Genomic DNA, 21822 nt, shown 5'->3' on the forward strand with positions numbered 1-21822 from the left:
TCTAGTTGGTAACAGGTGTTACTTTGAAGTTGGTTAGAAGTATACAAAATATAAATAATAATTTATTTAAACACAAAGGAGTTAATTCAATGCAATTTTCTAAATTTCTTAAGGTAGCTGCAGTTGCTTTACCATTAATTGCTGTGACAGCATGTTCTTCAAACAGCAGCAGCAAAGCAGGTAACGGTTCTTTATCTAAAGAAGCTCTAGCTCAATTACAAAAATTACAACAAATCAATACAGTTTATTTTGATTATGATAAATACAATGTTAAATCAGAATATTCAACATTATTAAATGCACATTCAATCTTTATGCGTGCAAATTCATTCTTAAATGTTGTTATTGAAGGTCATGCCGATGAACGTGGTACTCCAGAATACAATATCGCGTTAGGTGAACGTCGTGCAGCAGCAGTTAAATCTTACTTACAAAGTAACGGTGTTTCTGGTGAACAACTTTCAATCGTTTCTTATGGTAAAGAAAAACCAGCAGTATTAGGTCACAACGAAGCAGCTTATGCTAAAAACCGTCGTGCAGTAATTACTTACGCTGGATATTAATCCCATCTTATGACGGCTGATTTATCAGCCGTTTTTTATGTTTAAGTTCACGTCGAGTTTATATAATATGTATAAAAAAATACTCACATTGTCCTTATTTTTATTATTTGCTGGATATGGTTGTGCTGCTGGTAGTTCTGATGTGGATAGAACAATACAAGCACAAGGACAGTTGATAATCCAGAATCAACAAAAAATTAATGATCTACAATCTGATGTAGATACACTTCGTGGTCAATTGGAAGAAACTAAGCATCAACTTAACCAAACAATTGAACGCCAAAAAATGATATTACAGCAAATGACTAATGGGACAGGATTTTCATCAAATCCAAATGATGAAACCCAAGGTGACAGTTCTGATTCAACATCAAGCACTGATGCTGGGGCATCGCCATCATCATCTTCAGGTTTATCTGGATGGTCTACTTCAGGTGATGATAAAGCGGATTATAATTACGTCATGCAATATATTAATGATGACAAACAGAGTGATGACGTAATTATAGCCTTTCAAAATTATCTAAAAGCCTACCCAAAGACAAGTTACCGTGCAAATGTAAATTATTGGCTTGGTCAACTTTGTTATAAAAAAGGAAAAAAAGATAATGCATCATTTTATTATGCAACAGTAGTAAAAGATTTTCCATCTTCTCCAAAAGCAGCAGATAGCCTTTACAAAGTGGGTTTAATTTTACTTGATAAAGGTGATAAAAAGAATGCCAAAACTGTATTTCAACAAGTCGTAAATAAATACCCTAAAGATAAAAAGACAGTTGATCTAGCAAATAAAAAAATAGCATCGTTATAATAAAGTGTATAAATAACCAGCTATTGAATAAAAATAGCAATAAAAGGGTTGCACCGCCTTATAATTATAAGTATTATAGCAACCCGAAATTGCTTGAAGCGATAAGTAATAAAGCAGAAAGTAATTCTATCAAAATGGGTTGTTAGCTCAGTCGGTAGAGCAGCGGACTTTTAATCCGTTTGTCGAGCGTTCGAATCGCTCACGACCCACCACTTCCTCTTACATAATGAATTTATCTTCCAAACAAACTAGACATACTAAACTTGTCGGTTTGGTGATCTGATTAAAAATCTATTTTAATAAAATCCACTGTTAGTTATTAGAAGATAATTCAAAAAAAATCAAATAATCAAAATATTACCATATCATTCACTAACTAACTTAGAGACTTTCAAATCAAATTTATATTTTTATAAAAATATGATTTAAGGTTTATATTGAAAGCTGCCAAGATAGAAAAAAGTTGTAATCGCAAATAACAATCATTATCATTAACAACTGTTGTTTTAAAATTAATCAAACAATAGGAAAAATAATGAAATTAGTTAATCAATTAGTCTTCCCATGTACTCTGGGCTTATTTACTTTTATAGTTTACGCCCAAGATAAAGTTAATGATGATATTGAAACTATGAAGGTAGTCGCTAAGGATAATAATGATCAGCGCATAAAACTATCATCAACTGCAACTAAACAAACCTTTGAAATAAAGGATATTCCTCAAACCATTAATTCGATTAACCTTGAACAACAAAAAATTTATGGACAAAATGATCTCAGTGTCATTGTCAATAAATTACCCGGAGTCGATGCAACTTATGATATGCGAGATGAAGGTATCAAAATTAGAGGGTTTTCTGCTAGTTCCGGCGATATTTACCGAGATGGTGTCCGTGCTAGCGGACAAGTTAGACAAAGTACAGCTAATATAGAGCGAATTGAAATTTTAAAGGGACCTGCTTCGGTACTTTATGGTCGAGGTTCAGGTGGTGGAATCATAAATATGATCAGTAAGCAGGCAAATTTTGATTCACCGTCTACCTTGAGTTTACGAGGTGGATCTTGGGATAAATATGGTGGAATGATAGATGTTAACCATGTTTTAAGTGATGAATTTGCCGTACGAATGACTATAGATCACCAATCAGATAAAGGTTTTCGTAAAGGCATTAAACAACGAGATACAATGGTTTCGCCAAGCGTTTTGTATGATAATCTAAACGGATTTAATTGGTTAGTACAATATACAAATGATAAATTATGGCGTAAACCAGATAGGGCGCCGGCTTATTATGATTTACCAAGAGGTGTTTCAATCAAAACGGCCTATGCTCACCCAGATGATTATGTAAAAGATAATTTTAATTCGTTACGTTCGGTGATGGGATATGAATTTGATCATCATTGGTCTATTAAATTAACAAATATGTATCGTAAAGCTGACCAAAATTTCGATCATCTTTATGCTGGTAATTATTGTGATTGGAATGGGAAATTAAACAATGGTAAGCCGTGTAATTACAAAGGTAAATTAAAATTCCGTCGAGCTTGGCAAGAAACTTCGAACAAAACCTACAGTAATACCCTTGATTTAGCCGGTAAATTTAATACTGCAAGTATTGCCCATGATATGTTAATCGGAGTTGAATATAACATTGAAAAAAGGGAACCACGATTAGCTTTAGCTAGCCAATATCCTGAAGCTGTGGATCCTTATCATCCTCATTGGCGCTCTAAAAAGCCTCACTTCACAACATTGAATACCAAAACTAATCATAAAGCTACTTCTAGAGGGTTATATTGGCAGGATCTCATCAGCTTTACAGAACAATGGAAATTACTTGCAGGATTACGTTATGATAATTATGAATTTGCTTCAGATAACAAATTGAATCATCAAAATCGGTCATATGATGGTCACACTTTAAGTCCACGTATTGGTTTAATTTGGCAACCGATTGCGTCTCAAAGTTTTTATGCTTCGTATAGTAAAAACTTTGCACCTTATGGTGGTAGAGGTTTAATAACCATAGCTACAGATTCTAAAACTGTTTATGATGATAAGCCTCAGTATTCACGTCAGTATGAAATCGGTGTCAAAAGTGATTGGTTTAATGATAAGCTCTCTACTCAAATCGCACTCTATGATCTTGAACTTTATAATGTTAGGTATCAACCTGACTCGGTCAATGATCCTTATAATTGGCAAGTTAGAGGCAGTGATCGCAGTCAGGGAATAGAGTTGAGTGCTATTGGACAATTAAGTAAAAATTGGTATATCAATAGCGGTATTGGTTATCAACAAGCTAAAGTGCATAAAGATAAAAAAACACCAGCTAACCAAGGAAAATACCTATCTAATACAGCTAAACATAGTGGCTATCTAAGTGTTCGCTACCTTCCACATGAAGATTGGTTCACGGAAGTGGGATTTGATTATAAAGGTTCAATGTATAATGATGATAAAAACCTCGTTAAACGTCCTGGATATGGAACATGGAATGCCGCAATCGGTTATCAAACACGATCTGTTGATCTAACCTTAGCATTAACCAATTTATTGGGTAAAAAATATTGGCGCTCAAGTAGTATGCCAGGCACTCCTCGCGCATTTTTATTAACTGCAAGTTATAAATTATAATATTCGATAAGTATTTTTAAGAGGGAATGGTATTCCCTCTTGTTGATTATTTTTAAACTTTCGCCGCTAGTTCAATAATTTTCATCGTGACTTCGAATGATTTCAAGAATGATGATAATGGTAAAAACTCAAAACAAGAATGGAAGTTATGTGCGCCAGTAAAATAGTTTGGCGTGGTGAGTCCTCTTGCTGATAGTGCTGAACCATCTGTTCCTCCACGCATGGCGATAGTATTTGGTTTAATACCCAATAATTCAAATGATTGGTAAATCAAATCAATACAACGACGATCATCACCTAAATAATTAGCAATATTGCTATAGATATCAGTAAGTTGACATTCAATTTTTGCTTTAGGATATTTACGACTGATAAAACTAACCACATCTTGAATGTAAGTTTTACGAGCTTCATATCGAGTTAAATCAAAATCACGAATGCTCATTTTTAATGTAGTTGTGCTTTGGTTACCAATAATATCATTAAACCAAAAATATCCTTCTTTACCTTCGGTATGTTCAGGTGTTTCAAAGCTATCAAAACAGTTAATAATATCATTCGCTATGCGAATTGGATTGATTAAGACATTTTTTGCTGACATAGGATGAGCAGATACACCCTCAATTTCAAACGTAACCGAGCCAGCATTGAATGTTTCATAAACGACTTCACCCAATTCACAGCAGTCAATGGTATAAGCAAAATCAGGTTTAAAACGTTGCAGATCCAGTTTTTTGGCGCCATTTAACCCAACTTCTTCATCTGGCACGAAAGCAACATAAATATCACCATGTGGGCAATTTTGCTGTTGCAACTGATCTAACATGGTCATGACAACTGCAATTGCTGCTTTATTATCAGCGCCTAGAACACTGGTACCATCTGTAACGAGCAGCTCTTCATTGAGATACTTCTTCAACTCTGGATGTTCTGCCACCTTAAACCAAATATCTTTGTCTTTATTTAATAAGATATCTTCACCAGTAAAAGTCACCCTTTGTGGATTAATCTTCTCTGACAGTGCGACATCTACAGTATCAAGATGCGCAACAAAGCCAATTTTTGGCGCATTAGGTTGGTTACCGGTTAATTTGGCTGTCACAATACTATGTTCATCAAGGTGAACATCTTGTAACTTCAAATCAATTAACTCTTGTTCAAGTTGTTTTGCTAAATTAGTTTGTCCTGGAGTAGAGGGCACAACTGCCGAGCCAGCTTTGCTTTGGCTTGGAATACTTACATAACGTAAAAATCGTTTAACTAATTGTTCGGTAATATTCATGAGTAAAATCCTTATCTGCGATTAACTAGTTATTGGAGGATAGACATAACCACTATCAAAACCGATAGGAAGACCTAAAAACCAAAACAGTAATAAATTTATTGTCAAAGCAATTAAGAGAGCAGCCGTATATGGGATCATCATCGAACTCAAAGTACCCACACCAGTGTTTTTACAATACTGCTGACAATAAGCAATGATCAAAGGATAAAAAGCAAACATAGGCGTGCTAACATTAACTGCTGAACTGATACGATAAGCTGCTTGGGTTAATTCTGGCGAGATCCCCACAGACATAAGCATCGGAACAAAAATCGGCGCTAAAATAGCCCATTTGGAAGAGGCTGAAGTGATTAACACATTAAGCAGACTAGTTAGAATTATTACGCCAAAAATAGTAACAACTGATGGCAAATGTAATGCTTTTAAAAACTCAGCTCCACCAATAGCAATTAAGGTACCAATTTGTGAGTTTGAAAATACATATAAAAATTGCGCACAAAAGAAAGCAAAAACAATAAATGGAATAAGTGACTTAGTAATATTTTCCATTGATTTGACGATATCTCGAGATGATTTAAATGCGCCAGTGATAAAGCCATGAATTAAGCCTGGTATTGCAAAAAATACAAATAACAACGGCACAATAATTTGCATGATTGGTGCTTTGTTACTCGTCATACTACCGTCGGGTGCGCGTAATAAAGAATCTTCTGGTAATAAAACCAATACTAAGCCGACAGCAATAATTAAAAAAACAGTTGATGCAATTTTAAATGCTTTATTTTCAATTGGTGAAATCTCAGGGGAATCAGCAATGTTATCTAATTGAATATCATTGTTTAAAGGCATCGTGGCATTTAAGCGAGGCTCAACAATCTTATCTGTAACAAACCAGCAGGCTATCAATACAAAGAAAGTACCACCAAAACTTAAAAAGTAATTACAAAGAACATTGACTTGATATGTTGGGTCAATAATTTGAGCGGCGCTTTGTGTAAAGCCTTGCATTATTGGATCAATAATTGACGGGGTATAGCTTGAACTAAAACCTCCAGCTAATCCTGCAAATGCAGCAGCAATCCCCGCTAATGGGTGACGCCCTGTCGCATAAAACATCATTGCTGACACAGGCATTAAAATTACATAAGCAGAGTCTGACGCGATATGACAAACCATACTGACAAAAATAACTGATGGAGTAACCAGTTTTTTAGGTGTGATAGCTAATAATTTTTTGAGCAGAACATGAATATAGCCACTGCTTTCAGCAATACCAATACCCAATGTAGCTACAATGGTAATTCCAAGAGGTGGAAATGAGACAAAATTTGATACAAGTTTTGTAAAAAAGGTAACTAATTGGTTGGGTGCTAACATATTCACTACTGCCAGTTTTTCTTGCGTTACTGGATTAATATAATTAAAGCTGACAAAAGAAAGTAATAATGAAGCAACCAGACAAATTATTAATGCATAAAAGAAAAGAGTTGTAACATCAGGAATTTTGTTTCCAATTCGTTCTATTGTATTTAAAAATCCACCAGTTTTTAATGGTGACGTATTTTTTATTTGATTCATGAAAAAAAGTGTAAATATTATTCGGGAAAACAATGTAACATAGTTTAATAATGTAAGTAAACAATGCGTTGGCGCGATTTTAATGACTTAAAAAACCCCGTTCCTCAACTTTTTTTACATTATTTTTACTTATGGGATTTACTAATTTTGAATTTTCTTTAATGTGCATAATATTTAATATTTCGCTAGTATAGAATTCCTGTTAACGATGACATCTAAATTTATTGTTTTTAATCAAAGTTAACAATAAGTATTGCTGCAAGATTGCATAAAACAAAAATAATGCTATATTGTCTGAATATTTAATCATAAAAAAAGAATAAATATTCAATCATCCTGATTGTGAGTAAGGCTCTAAAGGATATTATAATATAAGCAATGGGAGCTTAATTATGGTTTTCGATATTGATTTAATAAAAGATATTTATCAACATTACCCGCAAAAAATTGATCTTATTCGCCAGAAAATTGGAAAACCATTAACCTTGACGGAAAAAATCCTTTATGCCCATCTTGCTGAAGGTGAAGAGCTTAAAGCTTATAAAAGAGGGGAAGATTATGTAAATTTTTCCCCAGATCGTGTCGCTATGCAAGATGCAACGGCACAAATGGCACTATTACAATTAATGAATTCTGGTCGTAAACGAGTTGCGGTACCTTCAACAGTCCATTGTGATCACCTTATTCAAGCTTATAAAAATGCCCATGATGATCTCATCATTGCTGAAAGTAATAACCATGAAGTTTATCAATTTTTACGTGATGTTTCGAACAAATATGGCATCGGGTTTTGGAAGCCTGATGCAGGAATCATTCACCAAGTAGTGCTTGAAAATTATGCCTTTCCTGGTGGGATGATGATCGGTACCGATTCGCATACCCCTAATGCAGGTGGCCTATCCATGATTGCCATTGGTGTTGGTGGCGCTGATGCTGTTGACGTGATGGCGGGTATGCCATGGGAACTAAAAATGCCAAAAATTATTGGTGTAAAGCTAATTGGAAAATTATCTGGCTGGTCATCACCAAAAGATGTCATTTTAAAACTAGCTGGTATTTTAACCGTTAAAGGTGGTACTAATTCAATTATTGAATATTTTGGAGAAGGTACTGAGTCGTTATCAGCTACTGGTAAAGCAACAATTTGTAATATGGGAGCTGAAGTTGGCGCAACAACCTCAATCTTCCCTTACAGTAAAAAATCTGCTGATTATCTTGCCATGACTGGTCGTCAAGAAGTAGTGGATTTAGCTAATACATTGGCAGATTGTTTCAATCCTGATAAAGAAATTTTAAAGCAACCTGAAAATTATTATGACCAAGTTATTGAAATTAATTTATCGACCTTAGAACCTTATGTGAATGGTCCATTCACACCTGACTTAGCTTATCCTATTTCAGAGCTTGCTTCTGCCGTTAAAGAACACGATTATCCAGACAATATGGAAGTTGGACTTATTGGATCATGTACTAATTCTTCTTATGAAGATATGATGCGCGCAGCTTCAGTTATTGATAGTGCTAATAAATTAGGCTTAAAAGTAAATGCAAAATTAATTATCAATCCTGGCTCAGAGCAAGTTAAATATACTTCTAAACGTGATGGCATTTTAAGTCGTTTTGAACAAGCAGGTGCTGCTATTATGGCTAACGCATGTGGCCCTTGCATTGGGCAATGGCGTCGTGATGAAGTTGCCGATGAACACAAAAATTCGATTGTCACCTCGTTCAATCGTAATTTTGCTAAACGTAATGATGGTAGCCCAAACACTTATGCGTTTGTTTGTTCCCCAGAAATTGTAGTGGCATTATCAATTGCAGGTAAATTAAGCTTTAACCCACTTACTGACCATCTCATTAATGTTAAAGGTGAAAAAGTGAAACTTCCTGAGCCACTCGGTGATGAGTTGCCAAAACAAGGATTTGCGGTTGATGATGCTGGGTATATTGGGCCAATAGCTGATGGTAGTGCAGTTGAAGTTCGTATCGATCCTCATTCAGATCGACTACAACAGCTTTTACCTTTCACTCCTTGGGATGGCAAAGATATTATTTCGCAACCACTATTGATTAAAGCAACTGGTAAATGTACCACAGACCATATTTCAATGGCTGGAAAGTGGCTAAAATTTCGTGGTCATCTAGATAATATTTCAAATAATATGCTAATAGGTGCGGTTAATGCCTTTAATCAAAAAACGAATTGTGTGTTGGATGCACAAACGGAAGATTATGTTGAAGTACCAGCATTAGCGCGTAAATTAAAATCACAAGGAATCGGGTCAATAGTTGTTGCTGAAGAGAATTATGGTGAAGGTTCATCAAGAGAACATGCTGCAATGGAACCACGTTTTTTAAATGTTAAAGCCATCGTAGTTAAATCGTTTGCTCGTATTCATGAAACCAATCTAAAAAAACAAGGTATGCTTGCTTTAACCTTTGTCAATAAAGATGACTATGACAAAATTCGTGAAGATGATCAAATTAGCATTACTGGACTCAGTAATTTTGCTCCTGGAAAAAATCTAACATTAACCCTTCATCATCGTGATGGTAGTAAAGAGTCTTTCGCCGTTTCGCACACTTACAATCAAGCACAAATTGAATGGTTCAAGGCAGGTAGTGCATTGAATAAGTTAAAAGAAGAAGTTAAGTAAAATAAGAGGAATAGACAATATGAATCAGCAAGTTTCAATTGAAAATGGACAATTAGTTGTCCCAAATCATCCAACGATTCCTTTTATTGAAGGTGATGGTGTGGGTAAAGAGATTTGGCACGCTGCTCGAGCTATTTTTGATAAAGCAGTTGAAAAAGCTTATCAAGGTAAGCGTAGTATTCAATGGAAAGAAGTACTTGCTGGTGAGAAGTCGTTTAATTTAAATGGATCATGGCTACCTGAAGAGACCATGAGTGCCTTCAAAAATTATCTTATCGGTATCAAAGGACCATTAATGACACCTGTTGGCGGAGGGATTCGCTCACTAAATGTTGCATTGCGACAAGAATTAGATCTTTATGTTTGTTTGCGCCCTGTCCGTTGGTTCAAAGGTGTTGAATCACCAATAAAGCATCCTGAAAAAGTAAACATGACCATTTTTCGTGAAAATACCGAAGATATATACGCCGGTATTGAATGGCAACAAGGTTCTGATGATGCTGAAAAGTTTTATCATTTTTTATCTGAACAAATGAAAGTAACTAAAGTTAGGTTCCCTAAAACCTCAGCTTTTGGAGTGAAACCTGTCTCAATTGAGGGATCTGAACGCCTAATACGCTCAGCAATCAAGTATGCGTTACAACATAAATTACCGTCTGTGACCCTAGTTCATAAAGGTAATATTATGAAATTTACCGAAGGTGGATTTAAGCAATGGGGTTATGAACTTGCGGAAAGAGAATTTGCTGACGCAGTTTTCACCATGAATCAATATGCAAAAATTCAGAAGGCCCAAAGTAAAGCAGCAGCAGAACAAGCATTACAAACCGCTAAAGCAAACTCTAAATTAATTATTAAAGATGTTATTTGTGATGCATTTTTACAAAATACATTATTAAAACCTGAGGACTATTCTGTTGTTGCAACATTAAATCTCAATGGTGATTATGTATCGGATCAGCTGGCTGCCATGGTTGGTGGTATTGGTATTGCGCCAGGTGCTAATATTAATTATTTAACCGGACATGCTATATTTGAAGCAACACATGGTACTGCACCTGATATAGCAGGTCAAAATCAAGCCAATCCATCATCACTTATATTGTCAGGAGTGATGATGTTTGAATACTTAGGTTGGCATGAAGTAGGACAATTAATCACTAATGCGATGGAAAGTTTGTTTCAATTAGGTAAAGCAACAACTGATTTAGCACGCTTTATGCAAAATGGACAATCATTATCAACAACTGAATTTACTCAAGCAGTTATCGATAATTTATAATTCAAAGGGGATGGTTAATGAAAGAAAAGTTCTTGGTTTATAAATTATCGGAAACCATTAAAAATACTAGTAAAATTGAATCGCAGTTATTCGAACAATTTAATGTAAAACGTGGATTACGTAATGCAGATCATACTGGTGTATTAGTTGGATTAACCAAAATTGGTGATGTATTAGGCTATGAACGCTTAGAAGATGGTTCTCTAAAACCAATTGCCGGTAAATTATTATACCGAGGAATTGATATTGAAGAGCTGGTTCATAATGCTCAACAAGAGCGACGAACAGGGTTTGAAGAAACTATCTATTTATTATTATCTGGTTACTTACCCGATAAAGAAGAATTACGAGATTTTTCACGTTTACTCTGTGAGTCGATGGCGTTAGAAAAACAAACTAAGATTGCCATAATGGAACTTGAAGGCCATGATGTGATGAACATTTTGGCTAGAACTGTTCTTGAAATGTATACTTATGATCCTGAACCTGATGATACCTCACGTGATAATTTAATGCGTCAATCCATCGATTTAATTGCTAAATTCCCAGCAATTATTGCTTATGCTTACAATATGTTAAGTCATAGTGCTAAAGGTAAATCACTGCATATCCGCCATCCACACGAAGATTTTTCAATTGCAGAAAATTTTCTCTATATGATGAAAGGATCCGGTCGATACACAGAACTTGATGTAAGAGTACTTGATTTAGCCATGATTATTCATGCTGAACATGGTGGCGGGAATAATTCAACTTTTACCGTTCGCGTAACGAGTTCTACGGGTACCGATACTTACTCATCTATTGCTGCAGGTATAGGATCATTGAAAGGTCCATTGCATGGTGGGGCTAATTTGCAAGTAGGAAAAATGCTTAAACATCTTGCCGAAGAGATTAAAAATTGGACTGATGCAAATGAAATTGATGCATATCTACAACGTATTTTAAATAAAGAAGTGTTTGATCGAAAAGGGTTAATTTATGGTATTGGTCATGCGGTTTATACCGTATCAGACCCAAGAGCCATGTTGCTAAAAGAGATGGCCCATAAACTTGCTCAAGAAAAAGGCCGAGAAAAAGAATTTAACTTTCTAAACTTACTTGAGGAACGTGCGATTCATGCAATAGTTAATCGTAAAAATGCCAGAACTAAAAAACAAGTCTGTGCTAATGTCGATTTTTATTCAGGTTTTGTTTATGACATGATTGGGTTACCAAAAGAAGTTTACACGCCATTATTTGCTATGTCGCGAATCGTTGGTTGGTGTGCTCATCGCATTGAAGAACTTAATTTTGATGATCGTCGAATTATACGTCCTGCCTATAAAAACATTGGCGAACTTATGCCTTTTATTCCATTGAAAGATCGTTGATACATATACCGTCAGTATCATTCTGACGGTGATATTAAAATGGCTGTTTATTAAAAAATCATGGTGATTTAGAACAATAGTTTGTAGACTATGCTTCATTAATCGTTTTTGACTATGTACTTGGTACATAAATCGTATATGAATCTTTTAAAATCTTTAGCAACAGTTAGCTCAATGACAATGGTTTCACGCGTTTTGGGGTTTGTTCGTGATGCTATTATTGCCCGTTTTTTTGGAGCAGGAATGGCTACGGATGCATTTTTTGTTGCTTTTAAACTGCCCAATTTACTTCGACGAATTTTTGCTGAAGGGGCTTTTTCCCAAGCTTTTGTACCGATTTTAGCTGAATATAAAAATCAGCAAGGCATTGAGGCTTCACGTACTTTTGTGGCTTATATCGCAGGTTTATTAACACTGGTATTAGCTATCGTTACTTTAATTGGTGTTGTAACTGCACCATTTATTATAATGATAACTGCACCAGGTTTTATGCAAGAATCATCAGATAAATTTGAACTTGCAACAATTATGCTACGAATTACTTTTCCTTATATCTTTTTTATCTCACTTGCATCATTAGTGGGCGCTATACTTAATACTTGGAATCGTTTTTCTGTACCTGCATTTGTGCCAACATTGTTAAATATTAGCATGATTGCTTTTACCTTATTCTTAACCCCTTATTTTAATCCACCAGTGCTTGCGTTAGCTGTTTCTGTTGTGGTGGGGGGAGTTTTACAATTGCTATATCAGCTACCTTATTTGAAAAAGATTGGTATGTTGGTTTTGCCTCGTATTAGTTTTAAAGATAGTGGTGTTTGGCGAGTGTTAAAGCAGATGGGGCCCGCTATCTTAGGTGTATCAGTCGGTCAAATATCGTTAATTATTAATACAATATTTGCATCATTTTTGATTTCAGGTTCTGTTTCATGGATGTATTATGCTGATAGATTAATGGAATTTCCTGCAGGTGTACTAGGTGTTGCATTAGGAACTATTTTGTTACCCTCTTTAGCCAAAAGTTTTGCCAAAGGTGACCACAAACAATATTCAGAGTTGTTAGATTGGGGACTTCGCCTCTGTTTTTTATTAGCTTTGCCAAGTACTGTGGCATTAGGTGTTATTTCTAAACCATTAATATCAACCCTTTTCGAGTATGGTCAATTTACTTTAAATGATACTTTGATGACTCAACGCGCATTAGTCGCTTATTCAATTGGTTTGCTTGGATTAATTTTGATTAAAGTATTAGCCCCCGCATTTTATTCCAGACAAGATATTAAAACACCGGTGAAAATTGCAATAATAACCCTTATTTTAACGCAATTGATGAATCTGGCTTTTATTGGACCTTTACAACATGCAGGCCTTTCATTATCAATTGGACTTGCAGCATGTTTTAATGCTGGTTTATTGTTTTGGCAACTTCGTAAGAAGAAACTCTACCAACCACAACCAGGTTGGTATCGATTTTTACTCAAGGTTATTATTGCTGTTTTATTGATGTCAGTAGCGTTGTGGTTTGGAGCTCAATTATTACCCGATTGGTCTACAGGCTCAATGCTAACTAGAATTGGATATTTATTCTTGCTAGTTATTGTTGGTATTTGTATCTATTTTGGCTCGCTGGCCTTGATGGGCTTTAAAATAAAACATTTTATTAAAAGAATTGAATAAGTTGTGGTATTGATAACAAGGAAGTTAAATGCAAAAAGTATCTTTTTTTAAATTGCCGTTAACAGGATGTTTAGTTTATTTTTTATTTAGCACATTTTTGAATACATCTTTTTTATATTTGCAACACAATGCTTCAATTCCAGATAATATGTTTTGGTATTTCTTTTTTGAATCAGATTTTTTATTTCGGTTTTTATTTGAAAAAAGTTTTATAGAAGCATTATGGGTTTTTGGTCTTTTAGCGGTCTTCTTTTATTCTTTCCATATTCATATTGTTAATAAAGCTAATATAATTTCACTAATCATTTTAATGTTGATTTATTCAATTATTGCATCTTTCATTGCAATTAATACAAACGTTAAACCCCAAAATTATCACCTTTATTCAATATTATTTAGTTTAGCATTTGCTATTATTCGTTATTCACTCGAAGTTTTGCTTTTGTATTATTTAATTGACTTTTCTAAAATTTATTTTGTTAAAGATCAAAATGAATTTATTTTGACTAAAAAAAATTCCTCTGAAATTCACTTTATTCTTTTTTCTATTTTTAGTGGCTTTATATTGATTAAAGGTTTTAACCTTCTTTATGAACCTCTTTCAAAAAAATTTGATATTTCTAATTTTTTTACTGCTATTTATCTGGGTGCTTTATTATTGGGTCTTGTATTGAGCAAACGATGGTTTCATATTTTTTCTAATAAAGTTATCTATATAAAACTTTTTAAAAGTGTATCAATATCAAATATTTTAATTTTAGCCGTTGTTTATATTATCTTTACCATTATTTATGACAATCCAACCAAATACTATATTGATTTGTTTGATATATTATTTAAGTATATTCGTATATTATTTTTATTGATATTTCTTATTTTATGGATTTGCCTAGTACTTAATAAAATAACTAAATATTATTTTGGTAAGACAAATTTTAAGAGTGCCAAAACCAGTTAGATTAATTATTTAATTTAGTTTTCAAAAAATCACAGATTTCAATTTGTGATTTTAATTGTCTTATTTCAGGCAGTAATACCGATGCTTCTGGATAATGCTGTTTTAAATAAGCTAACCATTGTTTAATTCGAGCAGAATGATAAAGTGGCTTTACATCGTCAATAGCCGTCATCGCATAACTAAGTAGTATTTTTATGACTTCTTGCCAGATTAATGATGAATGTTTATAACGAATTATATTAGCTAAATTAGGAATATTTAGTATCCCACGGCCAAGCATGATGTCATTTGTTTGGCTATGTTTTATGCAGTTGTAGGCATCTTCAATAGAAAAAATTTCGCCATTAGCAATAACTGGAATGGTTAGTTTTTGTTTTATCTTTCCAATTGTTGACCAATCAATTTTATCAGCTTTATATCCATCTATTTTTGTTCTACCATGAATGACAATTTCATTTGCTCCTGCATTTTCAATTGCTTTTGCAATTTCGTAACAGCGGGATTTATCTTCCCATCCTAATCGAATTTTAACTGATAATACGGGATTAGAACCTATTGCTGTTCTAACTTGATTCACAATGTTATATATCTGATTCGGATATTGTAATAAATAAGCACCACCATGGTTGCCTACTACTGTTTTAGCCGGACAGCCAAAATTAATATCTACACCATAAGAGCCTAACTCGATAGCTTTAACGGCATTTTCTGCTATCCATTCTGGTGATTGTCCCAGTAGCTGAATACGTACAGGCGTTCCTGATATTGTTTTGCCATCATTATGAAGTTCTGGGCATAGTCGGAAGAAAGTTCGATTAGATAATTTATGGTTGGTCACTCTTACAAATTCAGTTACACAATAATCAAACTTATTAATTTCAGTTAATATTTCTCGAACATGATAATCAAGCACTCCCTCCATTGGTGCTAAAATAATTCGATTTATTTGCATTTTATGGCCTGTGTAGTATGTTGATTTCCACAAATAATACAATTACTTTGTTTAGCAAATGTAACTTGGTTAAACTCCATCGTCATACCATCAACCATCAATACTCTCCCAACTAGAGGTTTCCCATACTTGGTAAGTACTTTGATGGACTCTAGTGCTTGAATTGAACCAAACATACCGACTAATGGCGCCATTATGCCTGCTTCAATACAAGTAAGCTGGTTTTGACCAAATAATTGACTTAAGCAATGATAACATGGTTGATCATCTTCATAATTAAATACAGTCAGTAAACCTTCCATTCGAATTGCAGCGCCTGAAACTAAAGGTTTTTTTTCTTGAAAACAGCAACGATTAATTTGTTCACGACTCGTTAAATTATCAGTGCAATCAATGACGATATCATGCTGTTTGATTACTGTCATTAATTCACTATCAACCAGCTTCTGATTAATGGTGTCAATAATCATATTTGGATTGATTTGGCTTAATTTTTGCTTAGCTATATCAACCTTATATTGATTTATGGATTTTGGCGTGTATAAAATTTGTCGATTCAAATTTGATTCGGATATGGTATCAAAATCAATTAAAGTCACTTTGCCTATGCCAGATGCAGCTAAATAGAGGGATGCAGCACAACCTAACCCGCCTAATCCAATAATTAAAACTGTGCTGTTTTTTAAAACTTGCTGCCTATCAATATCAAAACCATGCAAAGCTATTTGCCTGTCATAACGAAACAATTCTTGGTCGGTAAGCGTTAACATATGAAGTTATAAAGGTTGATGATGAAGTGGATAGTATAACAAAAACTTGGCACAAGATTGTGCCAAGTTTCTAACTTTATTTGTCAAAACCCGATAGGAATTTTAAATATTCTTCCTTAGACATTAACGGTTTGTAATTCGCCATTAATGTTTCGGCTGGTTTCGCATCATCATAGAGCAAGTCAATAATGGTACAAGCCATCATTTGAGCCGGGCGAATATAGGCCATATCTTCATCAAATACGGTATAGTCTTTTCCATGTAAAATACCTCTAACCGAACCAATCCAAGGGTGACTTACTGGCATAATATGAGATAGGTCGCCAGTATCTGTACTTCCAGTCATATGTGGTGCGATTGAAACGTTTTCTTCACCAATTAAATTTTCAGCATTTTGCTTTAAAAGGTCATTAAGTGTTGGGTTATTATGTAATGGTAGGTAGCCTGGTAAATCTTTAATTTCACAAGTTGCACCAACAGCCATTGCACCAGCTTTTAATGCTTGATTGATTCTTTCATTCGCATCAATCATTGCAGGAACATTACCTGCTCGTACATAGCTTTCCATTCTTACATCGCTTGGTACAACATTTACTAAGTCACCACCTTGGGTAATAATTGGATGGAAGCGAATATAATCTTTTTCTTGAAAGGTTTCGCGAATAGCATGAACACCCATCATCCCCATCATAGCTGCATTTAAAGCATTTACGCCAGCATGAGGGGCTGCTGCCGCATGAGCTGCCTCTCCCTTATACTTAATTAATTTTCCGATAAAACCATTACTTGTGGTTGAGATTTCAATAAAACCATCCTGACGTTCATTTGGGACGCTTGTTAAATGTATTTGTAATGCCATATCAACATCATCAAAATCACCTCGTGAAATCAATTCTGGTTTTCCGCCAATGTATTTGATTTTGCCTTCTTCAATTAATCGGTTTCGATAGGTAATTTCAACATATTCTTCTGCAGGGACAGCAAATGGTACCACATCCCCGGCTAAAAATTGCATTGCACCTGAGTCAATTAGCCCCATAGTGACAGCCATCATATTAGCGATTTGCGCATTATGTCCACAACAGTGAGCCGCTCCTGAAGTTTCGTCTGCGGCAGGGTGGTCGGCACAAATAATTGCATCGAGCTCGCCAATAATGGCAATGCTATATTTACTTCCTTTCCCACCTTTTAATCGACCTTTAACACCAGTTAAGGCTAATTTATTTTTAAATGGAACACCTAATTTCTCTAAAGCGTCTTCTACTTTTTTAGCTGTTTTATGTTCTTTGTAACCAAGTTCTGGCTCTGACCAAATTGCTTCAGCAATCGACTTGATATCTGCTTTTCGATTTGCAATTGCATCGCAGACTTTTTTCTTTAGTTCTTCTTTAGTCATAAATAAAATCCTTATCCAAATTAGATAACGCCTTCCCAATGTAAAGTAATTTGAGCAATTAGGGCAGCAAAAATAAACGTACCAGAAAAAACAGCTAAAGATACGGGAATGATACGCCAAGATATATTTTTAAATAGCGCAAGATCTTTACCAATCGCTAGTCCCGCATAAGCAAGTACTGGTGTACAAACAGCAAGTAATGAGACTTGATCTGTAATTGCAACCACTTCTTGATGATATGGGAATATCGGTGCTGATACAATAGCAGCAACAACGGATACCCATAGAATTACAGGAAGTTTATTTAATACAGGTAATTTACTTATTAATAATCCTGCAATAGATATGACAACTAACACAGCTAATGCTTGAAGCGATAGCATAAAATCAATTTTATATCCTACAGTGTTACCTGCTGCCATGATAACGGCTACTAAAATAAGTACAAAAATTGTTTCTAAAATTTTCATATTCGATTCCTTATTTATTGCGACGAAGGCGAGCTAAAGTGTTATACATGAAAGAAGCGAAAGGCAAAGAAAATAGTGTATAAATATATATGCCTACAATACCAGACATTAAGTTCGCTGTTGTTGCATAAGCATTGATATTTTCTGATAAGTCAGGATATAAATCACTTATCGGTGCCAATGAAGCAGCCATCATGCTCCCACTACCTACTCCAGCTCCCATTGCTAAAGCATAAGGGTGAAGAATATTCAATTGTGCTATTATGCTTGCAAGGATACTCATCCAAATTGCACCATAAAGAGTCCCACATACATACATAGCCATAACACCTCGTCCTTCAGGTGAATCTAGCCCATATTTATCTGCAACAATAGCTATATTAGGTTCGCGAGCAACAGAGTAGGTTGCACCAACTGCCTCTCTTTTCATACCTAATAACATAGCTAATGGTAATCCTAGTAAAATTGTTCCTGCGAAATGGCCTAATTCTTGAAAAATTAGGGCTAACTTGGCATCGTTTAAAATCATGTCAATTTTAGGACCTACAGCCACACCAAGCTTTGCAATAAGTAATATTAATGTAACCATCATCACTAAACTGGCATGCTGCATATTTTTATTAGTTAATATTTTTAGCTTTGGTAGGCTGATTACACCGCCGAAGATCATTGCATATAACATTGGATAAACGGCGATAATCCATATTGATTGTTTACCGATTAGTTCGCAAATAATTACTACTAACAGTGCAATTATATGCAATTTATAGTCTCGTAAAACTTCCATTCCTGCTCCTTATTTTAATTTTTATCTATATTTTATATTACGGTTGCCCCTAAAGTGTTTTGAAAGTGTTTTAAAGCCCATTGATGTCCGATTGGATCAAAGCTAGCAACTGCATTTTGATGAATAATCAATTTGTAGCCTAAATTATAGGCATCAATCGCTGTGTGTAATATGCAAATATCTGTGCAGACACCAACTAAATGGATTTCAGTAATATGTCTTTCGCGTAAGCGTAGATCGAGATCCGTACCACAAAATGCCGAGTAGTGTCGTTTATTCATCCAATAAATATTATCTGAATTCTGATGTTTTTGATAAAGAGGATGTAAATTACCAAATAACTGTTGCCCAAAAGTTCCAATAATATTGTGAGGGGGAAAGAGTTTATTTTCTGGATGATATTTATCCGAAGGGTCATGAGAATCAATTGCAAAAACGATAAATTGATTATTTTGGATGAATGATTTAGTTAAATTTAATATTTCTGACTCAATTTGTTGCCCAGCAGAACCTGTAGTCAAAGCGCCATCGTCAGCGATGAAATCATTAGTATAGTCAATTGAAATTAAAGCTTTCATATCATATGAGTAATATCCAAATAATACTAAAGCTTAGTAATAAATATCTGATAAGACAAGCTCTTAAATAAATCATTTTAAAAGCTTATCAAGATAAAACGATTTTATATTTATTATCTAATTGAATTTAAAATAGTTTGTAAAAAAATGTATAAAGTAAAATTATTATAATAAATCGAGTATAAATAAATTAAATAGTGATTATTTTCAAACATAGTCTTTATACCCTGATAAATTGCTCTATAATAATTATTATTTTTGATAACTGTACACAGGATATTTTTAATGAGAACAATTTATTGCGGACAGCTAAACGCAAGTTATATTAATCAAGAAGTCACACTATGTGGATGGGTCAATAAACGCCGAGATTTAGGTGGGATGATTTTTATTGATATGCGTGATCGTGAAGGAATTGTGCAAGTTTTTTTTGATCCTGATTATCAACAAGCATATCAATTAGCTGGCGAATTACGTAATGAATTTTGTATTCAAATTAAAGGAAAAGTAAGAGCACGACCAGAGGGCCAAATTAATAAAGATATGGTAACTGGTGAGGTTGAAATACTGGCGACTGAGCTTGTGATTTTTAATCGTAGTGATGTTTTACCACTTGATTTCAACCAAAATAATAGTGAAGAACAGCGTTTAAAATACCGCTATATAGATTTACGCCGTCCAGAAATGGCGACTATATTTAAAACTCGCGCAAAAATTACGGCATTTGTCCGTTCATTTATGAATGAGCATGGTTTTTTAGATATCGAAACACCAATGTTAACCAAAGCAACACCAGAAGGTGCTCGAGATTACCTTGTTCCAAGTCGAGTTCATAATGGTGAGTTTTATGCGCTTCCTCAATCTCCACAACTGTTTAAACAGTTACTGATGATGTCTGGGTTTGATCGTTATTATCAAATTGTTAAATGTTTTCGTGATGAAGATTTACGAGCCGATCGCCAACCAGAATTTACACAAATAGATGTTGAAACCTCGTTTATGACAGCTGAACAAGTGCGCGAAATCATGGAAAAAATGATACGCGAACTTTGGTTGCATGTTAAAAATATTGATTTAGGCAAATTCCCAATTATGACTTTTGCTGAGGCAATGCGTCGTTATGGGAGTGATAAACCTGATTTACGTAATCCGCTTGAAATTATTGATGTGGCGGATTTGGTTAAAGATATCGATTTTAAAGTATTTTCAACACCAGCAAATGATCCTAAAGGAAGAGTGGCTTTATTATGCGTTCCAAATGGAGCCCAACTAACACGTAAACAATTGGATGATTATACGCAATTTATCTCAGTTTATGGTGCTAAAGGTATGGCTTGGATCAAAGTTAATGATCGTAGTAAAGGCCTTGAAGGTGTGCAAAGCCCAGTAGCTAAATTTTTTAATGAACCTCAAATGGAAGCATTACTTAATCGTGCCAATGCTAAAGATGGTGATATTTTATTATTTGGTGCGGATAGTTATAAAGTAGTGAGTGATGCATTAGGTGCATTGCGTTTGAAAGTTGGTAAAGATTTAGGTATTACCGATGAGAGTAAGTGGGCGGTACTTTGGGTTGTTGATTTCCCTATGTTTGAGGAAACTGACGAAGGCTTAAGTGCAATGCATCATCCATTTACATCACCAAAAGATTTTACCCCAGAGCAATTAATTAGCAATCCTGAAAATGCAGTAGCTAATGCATATGATATGGTAATCAATGGTTATGAAGTTGGCGGTGGTTCTGTACGTATTCATCGCAGTGAAATGCAGCAGGCTGTCTTTTCTATTTTAGGAATTGATGAACATGATCAGCGTGAAAAGTTCGGCTTTTTACTTGATGCATTAAAATATGGTACGCCACCTCATGCGGGTTTAGCATTTGGCCTAGATAGATTAACTATGCTGTTAACTGGAACAGATAATATTCGAGATGTTATTGCCTTCCCGAAAACGACTGCAGCAACATGTTTATTAACTGATGCGCCTAGTCCTGCAAATCCTACAGCTTTAATGGAATTAGGTATAGAAGTGAGCAAAAAATAGC

At 34.6% G+C, this 21822-nt stretch carries 17 protein-coding genes and 1 tRNA gene; 10 read left to right on the top strand and 8 right to left on the bottom strand.

The window, feature by feature from the left end:
* Positions 1-89: 89 nt before the first annotated feature.
* The 4 genes from pal (at position 90) to J3U23_RS00100 (ending at position 4015) form a co-directional block, all read left to right on the top strand.
* The gene (pal, locus tag J3U23_RS00085) at positions 90-563 is read left to right on the top strand and encodes a peptidoglycan-associated lipoprotein Pal (protein ID WP_065562447.1); all 474 of its coding nucleotides are present in this window, start codon (positions 90-92) and stop codon (positions 561-563) included.
* A gap of 67 nt (positions 564-630) precedes the next feature.
* On the top strand, positions 631-1374 hold the full coding sequence (gene ybgF / locus J3U23_RS00090) for a tol-pal system protein YbgF (RefSeq protein ID WP_065735159.1): 744 nt from the start codon (positions 631-633) through the stop codon (positions 1372-1374).
* Positions 1375-1510: 136 nt separating this feature from the next.
* Positions 1511-1586: transfer RNA gene (locus tag J3U23_RS00095), tRNA-Lys, on the top strand.
* Between the two features lie 323 nt (positions 1587-1909).
* On the top strand, positions 1910-4015 hold the full coding sequence (locus J3U23_RS00100) for a TonB-dependent receptor (protein WP_267338148.1): 2106 nt from the start codon (positions 1910-1912) through the stop codon (positions 4013-4015).
* Positions 4016-4067: 52 nt separating this feature from the next.
* Here the strand turns inward: J3U23_RS00100 and pepT are convergent, their stop codons facing one another.
* A complete protein-coding gene (pepT, locus tag J3U23_RS00105) occupies positions 4068-5297 on the bottom strand; it encodes a peptidase T (protein ID WP_267338149.1) in 1230 nt (409 codons plus the stop codon).
* A gap of 21 nt (positions 5298-5318) precedes the next feature.
* Positions 5319-6878, bottom strand: coding sequence for an AbgT family transporter (locus J3U23_RS00110; RefSeq protein ID WP_267338151.1), 1560 nt, complete (start codon positions 6876-6878; stop codon positions 5319-5321).
* Positions 6879-7270: 392 nt separating this feature from the next.
* On the opposite strand from J3U23_RS00110, the gene J3U23_RS00115 reads away from it, so the two are divergent.
* The 5 genes from J3U23_RS00115 to J3U23_RS00135 all read left to right on the top strand — a co-directional run bounded on the left by J3U23_RS00115 (position 7271) and on the right by J3U23_RS00135 (position 14825).
* Complete coding sequence (locus J3U23_RS00115) at positions 7271-9535, top strand: aconitate hydratase (RefSeq protein ID WP_267338152.1); 2265 nt, start codon at positions 7271-7273, stop codon at positions 9533-9535.
* A gap of 19 nt (positions 9536-9554) precedes the next feature.
* Positions 9555-10817 (top strand): NADP-dependent isocitrate dehydrogenase, encoded by a 1263-nt coding sequence (gene icd / locus J3U23_RS00120; protein WP_267338153.1) that lies wholly within the window; start codon positions 9555-9557, stop codon positions 10815-10817.
* A 17-nt stretch (positions 10818-10834) separates the two neighbouring features.
* Positions 10835-12190, top strand: coding sequence for a citrate/2-methylcitrate synthase (locus tag J3U23_RS00125; RefSeq protein WP_220225229.1), 1356 nt, complete (start codon positions 10835-10837; stop codon positions 12188-12190).
* Between the two features lie 138 nt (positions 12191-12328).
* Positions 12329-13867: a murein biosynthesis integral membrane protein MurJ gene (gene murJ / locus J3U23_RS00130; protein ID WP_267336662.1), complete on the top strand. Its 1539-nt coding sequence runs from the start codon at positions 12329-12331 to the stop codon at positions 13865-13867.
* A 28-nt stretch (positions 13868-13895) separates the two neighbouring features.
* Entirely contained in the window at positions 13896-14825 is a 930-nt protein-coding gene (locus J3U23_RS00135; RefSeq protein ID WP_267338154.1) for a hypothetical protein, read from the top strand.
* A 1-nt stretch (position 14826) separates the two neighbouring features.
* Here J3U23_RS00135 and dusC read toward each other — a convergent pair whose 3' ends face one another.
* The 6 genes from dusC to J3U23_RS00165 all read right to left on the bottom strand — a co-directional run bounded on the left by dusC (position 14827) and on the right by J3U23_RS00165 (position 19778).
* Entirely contained in the window at positions 14827-15777 is a 951-nt protein-coding gene (dusC, locus tag J3U23_RS00140) for a tRNA dihydrouridine(16) synthase DusC (protein WP_267338155.1), read from the bottom strand.
* Positions 15768-16547: a molybdopterin-synthase adenylyltransferase MoeB gene (locus tag J3U23_RS00145; protein ID WP_267329993.1), complete on the bottom strand. Its 780-nt coding sequence runs from the start codon at positions 16545-16547 to the stop codon at positions 15768-15770. The genes dusC and J3U23_RS00145 overlap by 10 nt, the downstream gene beginning before the upstream one ends.
* A gap of 76 nt (positions 16548-16623) precedes the next feature.
* Complete coding sequence (locus J3U23_RS00150) at positions 16624-17943, bottom strand: amidohydrolase (RefSeq protein ID WP_065562435.1); 1320 nt, start codon at positions 17941-17943, stop codon at positions 16624-16626.
* A gap of 20 nt (positions 17944-17963) precedes the next feature.
* Positions 17964-18413 (bottom strand): hypothetical protein, encoded by a 450-nt coding sequence (locus J3U23_RS00155; RefSeq protein ID WP_065562434.1) that lies wholly within the window; start codon positions 18411-18413, stop codon positions 17964-17966.
* A 10-nt stretch (positions 18414-18423) separates the two neighbouring features.
* Complete coding sequence (locus J3U23_RS00160; RefSeq protein ID WP_065562433.1) at positions 18424-19200, bottom strand: DUF3100 domain-containing protein; 777 nt, start codon at positions 19198-19200, stop codon at positions 18424-18426.
* A 32-nt stretch (positions 19201-19232) separates the two neighbouring features.
* Complete coding sequence (locus J3U23_RS00165; RefSeq protein WP_267329996.1) at positions 19233-19778, bottom strand: cysteine hydrolase family protein; 546 nt, start codon at positions 19776-19778, stop codon at positions 19233-19235.
* Between the two features lie 285 nt (positions 19779-20063).
* Here J3U23_RS00165 and aspS point away from each other — a divergent pair, with 285 nt between their 5' ends.
* Positions 20064-21821 (top strand): aspartate--tRNA ligase, encoded by a 1758-nt coding sequence (gene aspS, locus J3U23_RS00170; RefSeq protein WP_267329997.1) that lies wholly within the window; start codon positions 20064-20066, stop codon positions 21819-21821.
* Position 21822 lies beyond the last annotated feature (1 nt).

Origin of the sequence: Gilliamella sp. B3367 (assembly GCF_026536825.1) — a bacterium.
Lineage (GTDB): Bacteria > Pseudomonadota > Gammaproteobacteria > Enterobacterales > Orbaceae > Gilliamella > Gilliamella apicola_E.